Genomic DNA, 16,427 nt, shown 5'->3' on the forward strand with positions numbered 1-16,427 from the left:
CGGGGGAGTCCCCCGCCCGGCCCCACCCCATGACCTCGGGCGGACGGACGCCGTTCGCCCGCCCACATGCACGTTTCTGTGAGGTGCGACCTCAGATGCAGTCGATGACAGGAAGGCTACGCGGGGCGCTACGCGCCACCGTGGCCGTGCTGCTGGTGTGCGTGGCGCTTCCGGCGCTGTGGCTGTCGCCGGCCGAGGCGGCCGCCGCGCCGCGGCCCGGGGCACAGACCACGCCACAGAGCACGCCACAGACCGAGGCGCGGCAAGAGGCGCGGCAAGAGGCTCGGCAACTGGTGAACCAGGCGGCGGCGCAGGTGCTCACCTGGACCGCCGACAACAGCATCACCGCGTACAAGGACACCCCGGCCACGGCGGTCGCGGGACCCGCGACGATCGTCTTCGAGAACAGCATGGCGACCGGCAGCACGTTCGGGATGACGCACACGCTGACCTTCGACACGACGACGCCCGGATACAACCACGACGTCAACGTCAACGTCATCGCCAGCCCATACGACGCGGACGGCGGCCGGCACGAGATCCAGGTGAACCTCACCCCCGGCGTCTACCGCTTCTTCTGCGCGATCCCCGGGCACCAGATGGTGGGCGAGCTCGTGGTCACCGCCGGCGGCCCCACCGACACGACCGCGCCGCAGGTGTCCGCCAACGTGTCGGGCGAGAAGGACGCCGACGGCAACTACGTCGGCTCGGCCACGGTGACGGTCTCGGCGAGCGACACCGAGTCGGGCGTGGACCGGGTGGAGTACGCGCTGGACAACGGGGCGTTCACCACCTACTCCGCTCCCGTGTCGGTGAACCAGGTGGGCTCCCACACGGTGCAGTATCGGGCGACGGACAAGGCGGGCAACGTCTCGCCGGCCGGGTCGGTGTCGTTCCGGGTGGTCGCGCCGCCGGCGGAGGACACGACCGCGCCACAGGTGTCGGCGCAGGTCACGGGCGACAAGGACGCCGACGGCAACTACGTCGGCTCGGCCACCGTCACGATCGCGGCGAGCGACAGCGAGTCGGGATTGGACACCGTCGAGTACTCCCTCGACTCGCAGCCGTTCGCGCTCTATTCCAAGGCGTTGACGGTCGACCAGCCGGGGGCGCATCGGGTGAGCTACCGGGCCACCGACAAGGCGGGCAACACCTCGGCGGTGGCGTCGGTGACGTTCACGATCGTGGTTCCCCCGGCCGAGGACACCACGGCCCCGCAGGTGTCGGCGCAGGTGTCCGGCGACAAGGACGCCGACGGCAATTATGTGGGATCGGCGACGGTGACGGTCTCGGCGAGCGACACCGAGTCGGGCGTCGACACGGTGGAGTACGCGCTGGACGACGGGGCGTTCACCGCCTACACGGGACCGATATCGGTCAACACCGCCGGATCGCACGCGGTGAAATACCGGGCGAAGGACAAGGCGGGCAACACCTCCGACGCCGCGTCGGTGTCGTTCACGGTCGTCGCGCCGGAGCAGGAGGACACGACGGCGCCCGAGGTGTCGGCGCAGGTCTCGGGCAACAAGGACAGTGACGGCAACTACGTCGGCTCGGCCACGGTCACGGTCTCGGCGACCGACGGTGAGTCGGGGGTGGCCACGGTGGAGTACTCCCTGGACGGCCGGCCGTTCGGCCTGTACTCCGCGCCGGTGGCGGTGGGCCAGCCGGGGGCGCACACCGTGAGCTACCGGGCGACCGACAAGGCGGGCAACACCTCCGACGCCGCGTCGGTGTCGTTCACGGTCGTCGCGCCGGAGCAGAAGGACACCACGCCGCCGCTGGTGTCGGCGCAGGTGTCCGGTGACAAGGACGGCGACGGCAACTATGTGGGTTCGGCGACGGTGACGGTCTCGGCGAGCGACACCGAGTCGGGTGTGGACCGGGTGGAGTACGCGCTGGACGGCGCGGCCTTCGCGACGTACGCGGCTCCGGTCTCCGTGAACGCGGCCGGGGCGCACACGGTGCAGTATCGGGCGACGGACAAGGCGGGCAACGTCTCGCCGGCCGGGTCGGTGTCGTTCACGGTCGTCGCGCCGGAGCAGGAGGACACCACGGCGCCCGAGGTGTCGGCGCAGGTCTCGGGCGACAAGGACAGTGACGGCAACTATGTGGGTTCGGCGACGGTGACGGTCTCGGCGAGTGACAGCGAGTCGGGTGTGGACACGGTCGAGTACTCCCTGGACGGCCAGCCGTTCGCGGTCTACTCGAAGGCGTTGACGGTCGACCAGCCGGGGGCGCATCGGGTGAGCTACCGGGCCACCGACAAGGCGGGCAACACCTCGGCGGTGGCGTCGGCGACGTTCACCGTGGTGGTGCCGCCGGACAAGGACACGACGGCCCCGCAGGCGTCGGCCGGCGTCTCGGGCACGAAGGACGCCGACGGCAATTACGTCGGCTCGGCCACCGTGACGGTCTCGGCGAGCGACACCGAGTCGGGCGTCGACCGGGTGGAGTACGCGCTGGACGGCGCGGCCTTCGCGGTCTACACCGCTCCGATCTCGGTGAACAAGGCCGGGGCGCACACGGTGCAGTATCGGGCGACCGACAAGGCGGGCAACGTCTCGCCGGCCGGGTCGGTGTCGTTCACGGTCGTCGCGCCGGAGCAGGAGGACACCACGCCTCCGCAGGTGTCGGCCCAGCTCGGCGGCAGCATGGACTGGGCGTGGAACTACGTCGGCTCCGCCACGCTCACCATCGCGGCGACCGACGGCGAGTCGGGGGTGGCCACGGTGGAGTACTCGCTGGACGGCCGGCCGTTCGCGCTGTACGCGAAGCCGGTGGCGGTGGGCCAGCCGGGGGCGCACACCGTGAGCTACCGGGCCACCGACAAGGCCGGCAACACCTCGGCGGTGGGCACGGCGACGTTCAAGGTCGTCGGCACCGGGCCGGGCTCGGACTGCCCGAAGCCGGGCAAGGGCAAGGGCTGCAAGGACGGCTGAGCTCGCATCGCCACGGGCGGCCTCGGTCCGGCGACGGGCCGGGGCCGCCTCTTGTCGCCGAGCCGGCCCGCACTCAATCGGCCCGGAAGGGGTCGTGCTCGGCGAGGAGCTTGTCGAGCCGGGCCTGATCCACGCGGCTGAGGACGCTCGACTCCTCCTGCCGGTCCCGTACGCACTTGGCAAGCGTGAACGTCGAGGTCACCACGTACATCAGACCGAGGGCGAGGAAGGAGCGCACCCAGGTCGTGACCGGAAGGTAGAGGATGCCGGCGGCCAGGCCCGCGACGGAGATCGCGAACGAGAGGACCGCCTGGATGTAGAAGGCCGTCGTCGTCGAGGTTTTCACCGGTTGCGTCATGGTGTCATCGTCCGCGGCCCGCGCCTGCGGGACATGAGCGCCGATACTCAGTTACCGGTGAGTACGAGCACCCCGCTCAGTGGTCCGGGTGCAGGGCGTTGCCGATGTACATGGCCGCCAGCATGGTGAACAGGAACGCCTGCAGGAACTGGATGAATATCTCCAGGGCGGTCAGCACGACGGCCATGGCGACGCTGAGCAGACCCACCGGGACTCCGAGTATCGTGGGCTGCTCGACGAGGAACCAGAAGCCCACCGCGCTGAAGAACGCCAGCAGCAGGTGCCCCGCGAACATGTTCGCGAACAGCCGTACGGCGTGCGTGAACGGCGCGGTGACGAACGTGTAGAGCAGTTCGAGCGGCGCGTACAGGACCAGCGCGAGCGGCTTCGGCAGGCCGGGCGGGAACATCAGGCTTTTGAGATATCCGCCCACCCCGTGGTGCCGGAAGCCGAGATAGAGCTTGATGACGTACGCGACCAGGGCGAACACCACCGGGAACGCGATGTGGGCGTTCACCGGGAACTGCACTCCGGGCACCACGCCCAGCAGGTTCCACAGCAGGATCACCGAGAAGAGGCTGAGCAGGAACGGCATCCAGCGCTCGGCGTCCGCGCCGATGAACGGCCGGGCCACCTGGTCGCGGACGAACAGGTAGCCGTACTCGCCGAGATGCTGCAGGCCGCGCGGGACGAGGGCCGGCCGCGCGAACGCCCCCCACGCGAGCGCGCACAGCAGGACCACGCCGACCACGGCCAGCACGACGGGCTTGGTCAGCCAGTAGGGCGCGCCCGCCCAGAGCGGCGGAAAGTCGAACAGCTCGACACCGGGAGCCGTGAATTCGTCCCTGGCGAGGATTGCGGGCATGGGGAATCCCCTCGACGGGCGGCACAAAACTGCGTATGCCGTACTCACTTTATCGATGCGAGCCTACATACCGGGTACCGTGTACGCAATAGCGCGACGACCTGCGACGACCTGTGACAACCTGCGACGACATGGGACGACTGACGATGACGGGCCACGAGAACCTGTGGATGCGACCCGAGCGGCCTGCTCGTGGGCCGCGGCCGAGCTTCAGCCGCGCCGCCCTCGCCGATGCGGCGATCCGCGTCGCCGACGCCGAGGGACTGGAGGCGATCTCCATGCGACGGCTCGCCGCCGATCTCGGCGCGGGCACGATGTCCCTGTATCGCTACGTGACGAGCAAGGACGAGGTGCTCGACCTCATGGTCGACACCGCGGTGCGGGAGTATCTGCCGGAGGACCAGCAGCCGCCGGGCGACTGGGTCGAAGGGCTCCGCCTGCTCGCCTGGCAGGCCCGGCGCACCATGCTCCGCCACCCGTGGCTCGCGCCGCTCGCGGCCGCGCGACCGCAGGTCGGCCCGAACAGCGCACGCCTGACGGAGACCGCCCTCGGCATGCTCGACGGTCTCGGCCTGAGCATCGACGAGATGCTGACCTTCGTCGGCGCGGTCTTCGCGTACGTCAACGGCTACACCCAGGGCGAACTGGTCGAGGCCGAGGCGACGCGGCGGTCGGGGATGACGCTGCAGCAGCGGCTGGCGCAGCACATTTCCTACATCCAGTCGCTCATCGCGACCGGTGAATTTCCCATGCTGGATCGGATGACGAAGGAGGCCGGGCGGCACTTCATGAGCTCCGACGAACGCTTCGCGTACGGCCTCGACCGGCTGCTCGACGGCCTGGCCGCCAGTCTGCGGGCGCGCGGCGCCGCGGATGGGCCCGCAGGGTCACGGTGACACGGACGGCCGATCCCGGAGGCGGCCACAGTGCTCGGGCGTCGTTTCGGGCGGGGTCCTGAGGCGGCGTGGGGGGTCCGGGGTGCGGTTTCGGGTGCGGGTGCGGTCGTGGGACGAGGCCCTGCGGGGGTGCGGCTCAGTTCGGAGTGATCTCGTGGAGGCGGCAGACCTGCCGCCAGACGCGCGCGTCGAGCGTGCCCGCCCTGTCCTGAAAGTCCGAGACGGGCACGCGGACCGGTCCGGTGAGGTCGAGGAAGCTGTTGTGGTCGGCGTCCGGGTCCCAGGTGCGGGTGGGGATCTCCACGTGGTCCGAGCGGTCGCTGCGATCCTGGCTTGTGATCTTCAGGACTTCGGCGCCGCCCCGGTGTGTCCTGAGCACCACGCAGGGGCGCACCTTGTGGCCGGGCCCGTCCTCGTAGGGCACGTCGGCCCACCAGATCTCACCCGGACGCGGATCGGCCTGGGTGGCCGCGCCGCCTGCGCTGCGCCCTCCACCTGGACCTCCACTTGGACCTCTGCCCGCGACTCCACCTGCGACTCCACCTGCGACTCCACCCCGGCCTCGACCCCGGCCACCATCGCGGGCCCCGGAGCCGGTGCCGCGCGTCGTGTGGGGGGCCGTGCCGCGACCGGGCCTGGTGCCCGGCCGCGCGGTCCCGGCCGGGGCACGTCCACCGGCCCCTGTGCTCCGGCCGGAGCGGCCCGGCGAGGGGCGCGACGAGGGGCGCGACGAGGGGCGCGGCGCGGACCGCCGCCGCGAGGTCCCCGGCAGGCGCCCGGCCATCCCGAGCACTCCCAACACGACCAGCACGGCCACCGCCACACCCACCCAGATCATGGCCGACAGCCTACGGCTCCCCGCGCCCCGCTTCGCCAGGAAGTCCACCGCCCTGCCCGGCGCGCAGGGCGGCCGAGGTCAGGAGCGCGCGTCCCAGGCGGCGAGGATGCGGGCCTCCTTGTCCGGGTCGATGCCGTGATGCATACGGCCGCCGAAGCTGCGCCGCTCCTCGGGGATGTCCTTCAACCACTCCCAGGTGTCGCGGACGGTCTCCCGCACCGGCCGGCAGGTGAGACCCGCGGCGATGGCCTTGGCGGAGGAGTGCGTCCACACGCCCTGGTTGTCCGCCTCCGGCGCCCACAGCGGAAGCTCGGTCCACATCTCCACGCCCTGGTCCACCAGGAAGGCGTCGTCGACCCACACCAGCTCCGCGTCCGAGCCGGTGACCTCCGCACAGTCGTTCAGCCAGTCGCCGTACGTCGTGTTGGCCTGCACCCCGCCCGTCATGTAGCGGCCGGTGGTGCCCTTGGCCGCATGGTCGAGGGTGAACGCCGCGATGTCCCGGGCGTCGATGAGCTGCATCGGGAACGCCGGGTTGCCGGGGGCGAGCACCCGCCCGCCTCGGGAGATGCGGGTGAGCCACCAGGGCAGCCGGCCCACGTTCTCGTGCGGGCCGAGGATCAGGCCGGGCTGGATGACCAGGGCGCCGCCGTCGAAGTGCTGCTCGACCGCCCGCTCGCAGCCGGCTTTCAGCACGCCGTAGTCGCCGAACTCGGCGTCGGCGTCGGGCGGGCACTTGTGCCGCGGGAAGGTCTCGTCGACGCCCGGCTTGTCGGGCCAGTCCGGATAGGCGGAGATGCTGGAGATGAACGTGTAGTGCGGAGCGTGCCCCGACAGCGCCCGCACCGACTCCAGGACGACGCGGGGGACGAACCCGCACACGTCGATCACCGCGTCCCACTGCCTGCCGTCGGCGAGCCGCCGCAGGTCGTCGCTGCTTTCGCGGTCGCCGCGCACCGCCTCCACGCCGGGCAGGTCCGTCCCGCTCCTGCCCCGGTTGAACGTCGTGACCTCATGACCGCGCCGCAGCGCCTCGTCCACGATGGCGCGCCCGAGGAACACCGAACCGCCGATGACCAGAATTTTCATACGGTCAATCCTTGGCCCGCCCGCGCCGCACGTCTGCCCGGTTTCACGGTCGGCGGACGTGATCCGCTGACAGCGAAGCCGGGCCGCTCGACCGGCGGCCCGGCCGCGCCGTGGCTCAGCGGGTGCTCAGCCGGCGCGGAGCTCGGGGACCGGCGTGAAGCGCTCCTGCTCCAGCGCGTGCACCCTGGCCGCGCCAATGTCGAAGTAGAGGCCGGTGAGCTCCAGCTTCCCGGCCCGTACGAGCGTGTCCACGAACGGATGGGTCCGCAGGTTGTCGAGCTGCTGGATCACGTTGATCCGGCAGAGCCGGTCGAGCGGCCCGGCGTCGTCGTCATGCGGCTCGGTGGCCACGAACCTGGCCAGGCTCTGCCGCCCGTGCCGCAGCCAGCTGCGCAGCGCGGGCAGGTCGGGCACCTCGCCCAGCAGGGCGGCCATCGCGCCGCATCCCGAGTGTCCGCAGACCGTGATCGTGCGCACGTCGAGCACCTTCACGGCGTACTCGACGGTGGCCGCCACCGAGTCGTCGGCCGGGACGGCGCCGGCGCGCGGCACGAGATTGCCGATGTTGCGCAGCGTGAACAGGTCGCCCGGGCCGCTCGCGGTGATGATGTTGGGCACGATGCGCGAGTCGGCGCAGGTGATGAACAGGTGCGACGGCGACTGCTTGCGGGCCATGCGGTGCAGCACCGGGCGGACCATCGGGGCGGTCCTGCGCTGGAACTCCCGCGTCCCCTCCAGCAGATCGGGCACGCCCTGCGGCTCGCAGAGCACGGAGACGTCGTCGTGCTTCCCGCCGTCGGCCCCGATCACCGCGTAGGACCCGGTGTCCACGCCGCCGGCCGCCAGGGAACGGGAGCGGCGCCGGTAGGCCCAGGGCAGCCACCAGCGGTCGTGCCGGGGCGGAATCCTGGCCGGGAACAGGCGGACACCGTTGATCGCGGCGGAGTACCACTCGGCGTGCGGCTCGTCCACGTCGATCACGCCACCGGTGCGTTCGTGCTCAAGCCGCCAGGCGTGCAGTGCCTCGAAGGCGGCGTTGTCCATGAAGTCGAGGTGCAGGTCGAGCTCGACCGCGGCCCCTGCGGGGATGCCGCGCAGCGCCTCGGTCAGCCGGGGTACGCCGAGGAACGTCAGCGATCCGGTGACGACGACCCGCCAGCGCCGCTCGCCCGTGGGCCGTACGTCGACCGAGACCCAGGCCAGGCGGCGCAGGGCGAGCAGGGCGGCCAGCCCGAGGCCGATCGCCACGCCCTCGGCCAGGCCGATCAGCACGACGCCGGCCATCGTCACGACGTAGACCGGCATCTCGCGGTGGTTGCGCAGGTTGCGGACGTGCCCGAGGTTGACCATCTGCACGCCGATGAACAGCAGCAGCGCCGCGAGCGCCTCCAGGGGGATCAGCGCGATCATCCAGGCGAAGACCGCGGTGAACAGCAGCACCCACACCCCGTGGAGCACCGAGGACCAGCGGCTGCGGGCGCCCGCCCGCGCGTTGGTGGTGGTGCGTACGACGACGCCCGACACCGGAAGGCCGCCGAGGGCGCCGGACACCATGTTCGCCACGCCCTGCGCCGTGAGGTCGCGGTCGAGGTCGGCGCGGGGACCGTCGTGCAGGCGGTTGGACGCCACGCAGGTCAGCAGCGACTCCACCCCCGCGAGGAGGGCGACGAGGAGGACGGCTCCGGCGATCGCGTGCCAGTCGCCCTCCGGCATCAGAGGTCCCTGGACGGAGGAGAACCCGCCCCTGAGGTCCACCTTCGTCAGATTCCAGCCCGACACCGCCGCCGTCAGCGTGGCGATCATCAGCGCGGCGAGCGGCGCGGGCACGGCGCGCAGCCGGGGGATCCGGCCCCACACGAGCAGGACCCCGATCGTCAGCACGCCGATCACGACGGCGTGCGTGTGGTTGTCGAGGATCTGGGCAGGCAGTTCGAGCACGTTCTCCAGCGCGGAGCGCTGCGGCGAACCGCCGAGCACGATGTGCAGCTGGGACAGCGCGATCACCACGCCGACCCCGGCGAGCATGCCGTGGACGACCGCGGGGGAGACCCCGAGCGCCGCCCGCGCCACCTTCAGCCCGCCGAGCGCCAGCTGGAGCAGGCCGGCCATCACGGTGATGGCGCACGTGGCACGCCAGCCGTAGGTGTGGACCAGCTCGGCGACCACCAGGGACAGACCCGCGGCCGGCCCGCTGACCTGGACGGCGGAGCCGCCGAGGGCGCCGGCCACCACGCCGCCGACCACGGCGGCGACGAGCCCGGCCGCCACAGGCGCACCGGACGCTACCGCGATGCCGAGCGACAGCGGCACCGCCACCAGGAAGACCACCAGCGATGCGGGCACGTCATGCCGGAGTACGGACCTCCAGTTACCCGGCGCAATCGTCTCGTCACTGATTGTCATGGGCTGACAATATGTCAGCCGCGGAGACCGTCACCAGGCAGACAACGGGAAAATCACCGGTAGTAGTCGGGATAATCACTCTCCGGGTCGCGGTGGCGGCTGCCCCGCCGCCGCCCGGTCGCCGAGGTGGGTGCGTCGCCGTAGACCTCGTCGTAGGCGGGCCAGCTTCCGCCGGCGTCCTGCTGCTGCTCGGGCCACGACGGATGGGTGCCGCCGTACCCCTGCTGCTGCTGGTCGTAGCCGTACTGGCTCTGCCCCGACGGCGCGTCGTAGCCCGCCGACTCGTACGGCGAAGCGGTCGCGGGGGCCGAGCCGGTCACCGTGTCGGAGGCGTCGATCGTCGCCCAGCCCGTGCTCACCTCGTAGGACGGGGTGGAGGGCGCGGCGGGCGACGGCGGCTGCGCGGCGGCCGGGTAGCCGCCCTCCGCCGGGTAGGTGGACGCGTAGCCGTCGTAGGAGGGGGTCTGGTAGGTCTCCGCGTTCGGCCAGGGGGACGCGCCGCGCGGCGGCTCCGGGTCGTCGAGCACGTCATGGGCGTTCGGCCAGGAGGAGGAGCCCGTCGTGGGGGTGGCGGCGACCGGCGGGTAGCTGCCCGCGACCGGCCAGCCGGGGTCGGTGGCGCCGCCGGCCTCGGGGCCGGTCACCGCCGGGTTGGGCGGGTACGACGCCGAGGCGTCGGCCGCGCGGAACGGGCCCGTCGCGGTGCGGGACGAGTCGTAGGCGTCGGACCGGGGCGTCTCGTAGCTCGTCGCCGCCCAGGCGTCGAAGGAGCCGCCGGTCGCGCGGGGCGCGGGGTCGGCGAGGGCGTCGGCAGGCGAGGCGGCGGGCGCCGCGGCCTCGAACGCGCCGCTGGTGCGGGCCGGGTCGTACGAGCCGGTGGCGAACGACCCGGTGGCCGGGATGGAGGAGGACGGTGTGTCGTAGCCGCCGGTCGCGCGGACGTCGGAGGAGCCCGCGCCGCCCTGCGCGGCGAACGGCCCGGTGGCCGCGGGCGAGTCGTAGGAGGGCGCGCCGAACGGGCCGGTGCTCGCCGCGATCCCCAGCGGGTCGGCGGCCGGCTGCGTGCCGTACGAGCCGGTGCCGGGGGACGACGGGAACGAGCCCGTGGAACGCCGGCTGTCGTAGGAGCCGCCCGGCTGACCCGCCTCGCCGGCGGTGGACGCGGCGGCGGCGCGGCGGGCCGCGGCCCGCGACGACCGGCCGGACCTGCTCGGCCTGCGGGTGGACGCGCCCGGCGAACCCGGAGTGCCCGCGGCGCCCGGCGTGCCCGGCTGGGGCCCGGCGGCCGCGAAGGGGTCGCTCGCGGCGGACGCGGGGGCGCCGCTCACCGCGGGGGAGTCGAACGGGCCGGTCGTGCGGCTCGCGTCGAAGGGACCGGTCGTGGGGGAGCCGGCCGGAGCGGCGGCCGCGTCGAGCAGGTCGGGCGTCGGCGCGGAGAAGGTGACGGTCTTCTGGTCGGCGATGGCCGAGGCGGAGACGGGGGCGGCGGGACGCGCGGGCTCGTCGGCGCCGGAGCGGCGGGGGCGGTTCGGACGGGAGGGCAGGGGAGCCTGCACGGTCGCGGCGTCGGGGCCGGCCCCCTTGGCCGCGGCGCCGGGCGCGCCCGCGGGCTCGTCCACCGGCCGGGGGGTGGCCATCTTCGCGGCGATCGTCCCCCCGAAGCCGCCGTCGTCGGCGCGTACGCGCGACCAGTAGTCGTCGTCGTAGTCGTCGGCCTCGCCCCACTCGTCCACGCCGCGCTTTCCGCGGGCAGCGGCGGGCTGTTTGCCGCCGCGCTGGGCGGGACGCGCCGCCTGACGCCCGCCGGGGCGGGGGGCGGGGCGCGGTGCGGGCTTCTGCTTCTCCGGCTCCTCGAAGGCGTCGAACCCCTTGGGGAAGCTCTCGAAGAACGTCTCCTCGGCGGGCCGCCGGGGCTTGGGGCCCTTGTTCTCGGCCATCGCCTTGATGCGCTCGGCGGAGAGAGCACTCTCCCTGCGGTTCATCGACCGCATGCCCAGCGCCACGACCAGCAGCACGAGAAGCACGACGGCGACAAGACCCGAAATGACCGCAGTCATAGCACCACCCTCAAGGCCATGGCCTTTCTGCGGCGCCGGTGAGATCGCGCGGCCATCGACGCGACCTGCCCCCTCTGGTCACCTGCGCTCAGCAATTGGATCCGATTCTGCTCGACCACAATGACCGTTGTCACACCCTAGGTGAAGATTGGTGTAGCACGACTACCTCCGGTGCTCAGCATGTCACTCGATCGTGTTCGCCGTGAGGCGCCCACGGGCGATGGTGTGACTCGCGATGCCCTCCAGGGTCTCCGCGAGGTCGGCGCCCTGCTTCAGGTCGAGCTTCGCGTTCAGTGCGTAGACAGTGAAACGGTAGCTGCCGTCGGCCCGGCATGGGGGCGCATAGCCCACCTTCCCGCTCGAGGTTCTGCCCTGCCGGGCGCCTCGGGGGACGTCGTTCATGCCCAGCTCGGTCGTCGCGGGGTCGATGTCGAACACCACCCAGTGCACCTCCGGGCCACTGCGGGGACTGTTGTCGTCGACCACGAGGGCCACCGACTCGGCGCCCGACGTGCCCGACCAGCGAAGAGGCGGGTTGCCCTGCCCCCCCTTACAGGAGTAGTCGTCCGGCAGGGGGGCGCCGTCGCGGAACTGCGGGCTCGACACGTTGATGACGTCGAGGTTCCTCGGCGATCCCCCGCCCAGGATTCCGCAGCCCGACGCGGCCAGCGTGAGAGCCGTCACCGTGACGGCGGCTCGCGCGACCGCTGATTTTCTCGGCGACCCCATGCCCGATGATGCTACGCGGATTGGACAGGTGCCCCGACCGGATCGCGGTGATCCGTACCGATGACCGGGCCGCTGCGAGCCGCTGACCTCCGTGTTTGTCCGAATCCACTCGTATGCGTCGAGGACCGTCAAGTGGGGATGTGCGGCCCTGGGCGCCCTTATCCGCCACAATTTAGGCATGCAGGGGGACACGCCGGGATCGGGCATGAGCTTCGCCGTTCTGGGCCCCCTCGACGTACGGCGCGACGGGCGGCCGATCGAGGTCGGCGGGCAACGGCTGCGGGCCCTGCTGACGCTCCTGCTGCTGGACGCCGGCCGCACCGTCTCCACCGAGGCGCTCGTGGCGGGGGTGTGGGACGACCGCCCGCCGAGCGGCGTGGGGAACGCCCTGCAGGCGCTGGTGTCCCGGCTGCGGGCCACGGTCGGCCGCGACCTGGTGGCCGGTGGGCCGTCCGGCTACCGCCTGGCCGTCTCTCCCGACCAGGTGGACCTCCATCTGTTCGCCCGCCTGGCGCGGGAGGGCGCCGCCGCGCTGGCCGCCGGCGATCCGGGCCGCGCCGCCGGCCTGCTGCGTGAGGCGCTCGGGCTGTGGCGCGGAGCTCCGCTGACCGACCTGCCGTACGCCGAGGTCGAGGTGGCCCGGCTGGAGGAGCTCAGGCAGGCGGCGACGGAGGACAGGATCGAGGCGGAGCTGGCCCTGGGACGGCACGCCGGCCTCGTCTCGGAGCTGCGGCTGCTCGTCACCGCCCACCCGCTCAGGGAACGGCCGTACGGCCAGCTCATGCGTGCTCTCTACGGAGCGGGCCGCCGGGTCGAGGCGCTCGCCGCCTACGAGGAGGCCCGGTCGGTGTTCGCCGACCGGCTCGGGGCCGACCCCTCGCCCGCGCTGGCCGAGCTCCACCTCGCGATGCTGAGGGGCGAGCCCGCCGGGGAAGAAACCCGGCCGCCCCCGGGCCTCACCCCGGCGTCGCAGGAACTCCTCGGAGTGGCGCAGGCGCCGCCGCGCGCCGCGCGGCGAGGCAACCTGAGAGCCCGGCTGACCAGCTTCGTCGGCCGGGACGGCGACGTCGGCAGGATCGGCGCGCTCCTCGCCGCCGACCGCCTGGTCACACTGCTCGGCCCGGGCGGGGCGGGCAAGACGAGGCTGGCGGTGGAATCCGCCGAGGCGATCGCCGCGCGGGTGCCCGGCGGCGTGTGGCTGGTCGAGCTCGCGCCGGTCAGCGGCGCGACAGAGGTGGCGCAGGCCGCCCTCACCGCGCTCGGCCTGCGCGACACCGGCCTGGTGCCGGTGCGCGCGGTGCCCGCCATGCCGGGCGGTCCGGGCGGCGGGGAGGCCGACCCGGTGGCCCGGCTCGTCGCCGCTCTGTCGGCGCGCGACACGCTGATCGTGCTGGACAACTGCGAGCACGTGGTCGAGCAGGCCGCCGTGCTCGCCGACCGGCTCCTCGCCGAGTGCCCCGGCCTGCGCATCCTGGCCACCAGCAGGGAGCCGCTCGGCATCACCGGTGAGAGGCTGTGGCCGGTCGGGCCGCTCGACGCCGATCACGCCGTGCGGCTGTTCGCCGAGCGGGCGGCCGCCGTACGGCCCGGCTACCTCGTGGACGGTGAGCGCGACGCCGTCGAGCGCATCTGCCGCGAGCTCGACGGCATGCCGCTCGCCATCGAACTGGCCGCCGCCCGGCTCCGCACGCTGTCGGCCGGGCAGGTCGCCGACCGGCTCGGCGACCGGTTCCGCCTGCTCACCGCCGGGAGCCGTACGGCGATGCCTCGCCACCAGACGCTCCGCGCGGTCGTGGAGTGGAGCTGGGACCTGCTCGACGCCGGCGAACGCGTGCTCGCGGCGCGGCTGGCGGTGTTCGCGGGCGGGGCCACACTGGAGGCCGCCGAGCAGGTCTGCGAGGGCGACGTCGACGTGCTCGGCAGGCTGGTGGACAAGTCGCTGGTCGTGTTCGACGGCGGCCGCTACCGCATGCTGGCGACGATCAAGGCGTACGCCGCGGAGCGCCTGGCGGAGTCGGGCGACGAGCGGACGGTGCGGCTCGCCCACGCCGAGTTCTTCGCCCGCCTCGCCGAGACCGCCGAGCCGCACCTGCGCGGGGCGGAGCAGATCGAGTGGCTGGCCCGGCTGTCGGCCGAACACGACAACCTGTCGGCGGCCCTCAGATGGGCGTGCGAGGAGGCCGAGGCGGACCTCGCGCTGCGCCTGGTCGGCGGGCTCGGGTGGTATTGGTGGCTGTCCGGCCACCGGCTGGAGGGCGCCCAGCGCTCGGCGGAGGTGCTGGCCATCGCGGGCGACGACGCGGACCCCGCGCGGCTGGCGCTGGCCCACGCGGTGCACGGCATCACGAGCGCGGGCGGCGAGGGGAACCTGGCGCAGGCCGGGCGGAGCCTGGCGGCCACGGTCCGCTACGCGCGCGAGGCCCGGGCTGCGCACCCGCTCGTGACGATCGCGGTGCCGGTCATGTCGATGTTCACCGGTCTTCACGAGGAAGCGGAGTCCCGGCTGGAGCCGCTGCTGCGGCATCCCGACCCCTGGGTGGCCGCATCCGGGCGCATCTTCCGTGCCAATCTGCACTTCAACTCGGGGCGTACGGGGGAGGGCGAGGCCGACCTGGTGCTCGCGCTCGACCAGTTCAGAACCATCGGAGACCGGTGGGGGGTCGGCAACTGCCTGAGCGTCCTCGCGGAGACGAACGCGATGCGCGGCGATCTCCAGGCGGCGGTGCCCGTCATGGAGGAGGCGATCGCGCTCCTTGAGGAGGTCGGGTCCGTCGAGGAGACGCCGTACCTGCGAACCCGCCTGGCCGTGACGCTGAACGCGACGGGCGACCGGCGGGCCGCCGAAGAGGTGCTGCGGGAGACCGAGCGGCTGTGCGACGCCACCGGCGACCCCATCGGGATGGCCGGGGTGCGGCACGTGCGAGGCGACCTCGCCCGGGCCGGCGGCGACCTCGACGCGGCGCGGCGTCACTACGACGAGGCCGTCCGGTTGCTGAGCTCCACGTGGACGATCCCGCAGTTCCAGGCGACGCTGACGACCTCGCTCGGCCTGCTGGCCGAGCAGGAGGGTGACGTCGCGGCGGCACGCGCCCTGCACGACAAGGCGCTGACCATCGCGGTGGAGAGCAACGACGCCCCGGTCATCGGGCATGTGCTCGTCGGGCACGCGGCGCTCGCCGCCCGCGACGGCGACCACGCGCGGGCCGCCGTCATCCTCGGTGGAGCGGACGCCGTCCGCGGGTTCGTCCACGGCCTGAGCGTCGACCACCGGAGGGTGGCCGACGCCGTGCGGGCCGCGCTCGGGCCCGAGGAGTTCGCCCGGTGCCGCGAGCGCGGGCGCGCCATGAGCCGGGACGAGGTCCTGGCCTTCGCATCCGCCGGGCCGTGAGCCCCCCGGGTGCGGTGCTCTCAGGTGCGGTTGCGGAAGGCGCGGACGGCGAGCGGGGCGAAGACGACGACGATGCCCGCGGCCCACAGCAGCGAGACCGTGGCGTCCGGCGCGACCGGCCCGCCGCCCAGCAGGCCGCGTACGGCGTCCGCCAGGTGGCTGACCGGGTTGACCTCCACCCACTTCTGCAGCCAGGACGGCATCGTGTCGGTGGCGACGAAGGCGTTGCTGGTGAAGGTGATCGGCATCATCAGCGAGAACATCAGGATCTGCACCTTCTCCATGCTCGCCGCCGTGACCCCGGCCAGCACCGCCGTCCACGACATCGCGAGTGCGAACGTCAGCAGCAGCGCGAGCGCGCCGAGCACCCCGGCGATCCCCGTGTGCACGCGGAACCCGAGCACCAGGCCCAGCCCGAGGAAGAGGGCGAACGCCCACACCTGCTTCAGCGTGTCGGCGACGATGCGCCCGGCCAGAGGGGCGGAGCGGGAGATCGGCAGGCTGCGCAGCCGGTCGAACACGCCCTTCGTGATGTCGACGTTCAGCCCGACGGCCGTGGTCATGCTCGCGAACAGCATGTTCTGCGCGACCAGGCCGGGCAGCGCGAACTGCAGGTAGTCGCCCGTGGACCCCGCGATGGCGCCGCCGAAAACGTAGGTGAACAGCAGCAGGAACATGATCGGCTGCACGCTGAGGTCGATCAGCTCCATCGGGTTGTGCTTGATCTGCACCAGGCTCCGCCAGGCGAGCGTCGCCGTGTGACGCAGGGCCGCCCCGGCGCCCGGCCGGGAGGACGTCGCGACCGCGCGCGTGGTGTGGGTGATCGTGGTCATCTGCTCTCCTCGTCGCATCGTGCGTCCTG

12 protein-coding genes are annotated in these 16,427 nt (G+C 72.8%); 4 read left to right on the forward strand and 8 right to left on the reverse strand.

All coding sequences use genetic code 11. From position 1 onward, the window contains the following. The first annotated feature begins 104 nt into the window (after nucleotides 1-104). Nucleotides 105-2,942: an OmpL47-type beta-barrel domain-containing protein gene (locus FLX08_RS28710; protein WP_142623309.1), complete on the forward strand. Its 2,838-nt coding sequence runs from the start codon at nucleotides 105-107 to the stop codon at nucleotides 2,940-2,942. 73 nt (nucleotides 2,943-3,015) lie between these two features. Here FLX08_RS28710 and FLX08_RS28715 read toward each other — a convergent pair whose 3' ends face one another. Then, nucleotides 3,016-3,300, reverse strand: coding sequence for a YiaA/YiaB family inner membrane protein (locus tag FLX08_RS28715; RefSeq protein ID WP_142623311.1), 285 nt, complete (start codon nucleotides 3,298-3,300; stop codon nucleotides 3,016-3,018). Between the two features lie 76 nt (nucleotides 3,301-3,376). After that, entirely contained in the window at nucleotides 3,377-4,165 is a 789-nt protein-coding gene (atpB, locus tag FLX08_RS28720; RefSeq protein WP_142623313.1) for a F0F1 ATP synthase subunit A, read from the reverse strand. 131 nt (nucleotides 4,166-4,296) lie between these two features. Between atpB and FLX08_RS28725 the strand changes: the two genes are divergently transcribed. Then, on the forward strand, nucleotides 4,297-5,061 hold the full coding sequence (locus tag FLX08_RS28725) for a TetR/AcrR family transcriptional regulator (protein WP_208761723.1): 765 nt from the start codon (nucleotides 4,297-4,299) through the stop codon (nucleotides 5,059-5,061). Between the two features lie 136 nt (nucleotides 5,062-5,197). On the opposite strand, the gene FLX08_RS28730 is transcribed toward FLX08_RS28725, so the two are convergent. Next, a complete protein-coding gene (locus FLX08_RS28730; protein ID WP_142623383.1) occupies nucleotides 5,198-5,500 on the reverse strand; it encodes a type II toxin-antitoxin system PemK/MazF family toxin in 303 nt (100 codons plus the stop codon). 157 nt (nucleotides 5,501-5,657) lie between these two features. Between FLX08_RS28730 and FLX08_RS40880 the strand changes: the two genes are divergently transcribed. Beyond that, nucleotides 5,658-6,038 (forward strand): hypothetical protein, encoded by a 381-nt coding sequence (locus FLX08_RS40880; protein WP_208761724.1) that lies wholly within the window; start codon nucleotides 5,658-5,660, stop codon nucleotides 6,036-6,038. Here the strand turns inward: FLX08_RS40880 and FLX08_RS28735 are convergent. The 4 genes from FLX08_RS28735 to FLX08_RS28750 form a co-directional block, all read right to left on the reverse strand. Beyond that, on the reverse strand, nucleotides 5,978-6,988 hold the full coding sequence (locus FLX08_RS28735; protein ID WP_142623315.1) for an NAD-dependent epimerase/dehydratase family protein: 1,011 nt from the start codon (nucleotides 6,986-6,988) through the stop codon (nucleotides 5,978-5,980). The two genes, FLX08_RS40880 and FLX08_RS28735, sit on opposite strands and share 61 nt — an antisense overlap. A 126-nt stretch (nucleotides 6,989-7,114) precedes the next feature. Then, nucleotides 7,115-9,391, reverse strand: coding sequence for a SulP family inorganic anion transporter (locus tag FLX08_RS28740; RefSeq protein ID WP_142623317.1), 2,277 nt, complete (start codon nucleotides 9,389-9,391; stop codon nucleotides 7,115-7,117). A gap of 53 nt (nucleotides 9,392-9,444) precedes the next feature. Continuing rightward, on the reverse strand, nucleotides 9,445-11,448 hold the full coding sequence (locus FLX08_RS28745; protein WP_142623319.1) for a hypothetical protein: 2,004 nt from the start codon (nucleotides 11,446-11,448) through the stop codon (nucleotides 9,445-9,447). Between the two features lie 183 nt (nucleotides 11,449-11,631). Beyond that, nucleotides 11,632-12,177: a YbhB/YbcL family Raf kinase inhibitor-like protein gene (locus tag FLX08_RS28750; protein WP_142623321.1), complete on the reverse strand. Its 546-nt coding sequence runs from the start codon at nucleotides 12,175-12,177 to the stop codon at nucleotides 11,632-11,634. A gap of 178 nt (nucleotides 12,178-12,355) precedes the next feature. On the opposite strand from FLX08_RS28750, the gene FLX08_RS28755 reads away from it, so the two are divergent. After that, complete coding sequence (locus FLX08_RS28755; RefSeq protein ID WP_142623323.1) at nucleotides 12,356-15,565, forward strand: ATP-binding protein; 3,210 nt, start codon at nucleotides 12,356-12,358, stop codon at nucleotides 15,563-15,565. A 20-nt stretch (nucleotides 15,566-15,585) separates the two neighbouring features. On the opposite strand, the gene FLX08_RS28760 is transcribed toward FLX08_RS28755, so the two are convergent. Beyond that, on the reverse strand, nucleotides 15,586-16,398 hold the full coding sequence (locus FLX08_RS28760) for an ABC transporter permease (RefSeq protein ID WP_142623325.1): 813 nt from the start codon (nucleotides 16,396-16,398) through the stop codon (nucleotides 15,586-15,588). Between the last annotated feature and the right edge of the window lie 29 nt (nucleotides 16,399-16,427).

Origin of the sequence: Microbispora hainanensis, assembly GCF_006874475.1 — a bacterium.
Taxonomy (GTDB): Bacteria; Actinomycetota; Actinomycetes; order Streptosporangiales; family Streptosporangiaceae; genus Microbispora; species Microbispora hainanensis.

Bases quoted from the DNA above. Each gene is read 5' to 3' on its own strand.
- FLX08_RS28710 (WP_142623309.1), top strand. From the start codon at position 105: ATGACAGGAAGGCTACGCGGGGCGCTACGCGCCACCGTGGCCGTGCTG.
- FLX08_RS28715 (WP_142623311.1), bottom strand. From the start codon at position 3,300: ATGACGCAACCGGTGAAAACCTCGACGACGACGGCCTTCTACATCCAG.
- atpB (WP_142623313.1), bottom strand. From the start codon at position 4,165: ATGCCCGCAATCCTCGCCAGGGACGAATTCACGGCTCCCGGTGTCGAG.
- FLX08_RS28725 (WP_208761723.1), top strand. From the start codon at position 4,297: ATGGGACGACTGACGATGACGGGCCACGAGAACCTGTGGATGCGACCC.
- FLX08_RS28735 (WP_142623315.1), bottom strand. From the start codon at position 6,988: ATGAAAATTCTGGTCATCGGCGGTTCGGTGTTCCTCGGGCGCGCCATC.
- FLX08_RS28740 (WP_142623317.1), bottom strand. From the start codon at position 9,391: ATGACAATCAGTGACGAGACGATTGCGCCGGGTAACTGGAGGTCCGTA.
- FLX08_RS28745 (WP_142623319.1), bottom strand. From the start codon at position 11,448: ATGACTGCGGTCATTTCGGGTCTTGTCGCCGTCGTGCTTCTCGTGCTG.
- FLX08_RS28750 (WP_142623321.1), bottom strand. From the start codon at position 12,177: ATGGGGTCGCCGAGAAAATCAGCGGTCGCGCGAGCCGCCGTCACGGTG.
- FLX08_RS28755 (WP_142623323.1), top strand. From the start codon at position 12,356: ATGCAGGGGGACACGCCGGGATCGGGCATGAGCTTCGCCGTTCTGGGC.
- FLX08_RS28760 (WP_142623325.1), bottom strand. From the start codon at position 16,398: ATGACCACGATCACCCACACCACGCGCGCGGTCGCGACGTCCTCCCGG.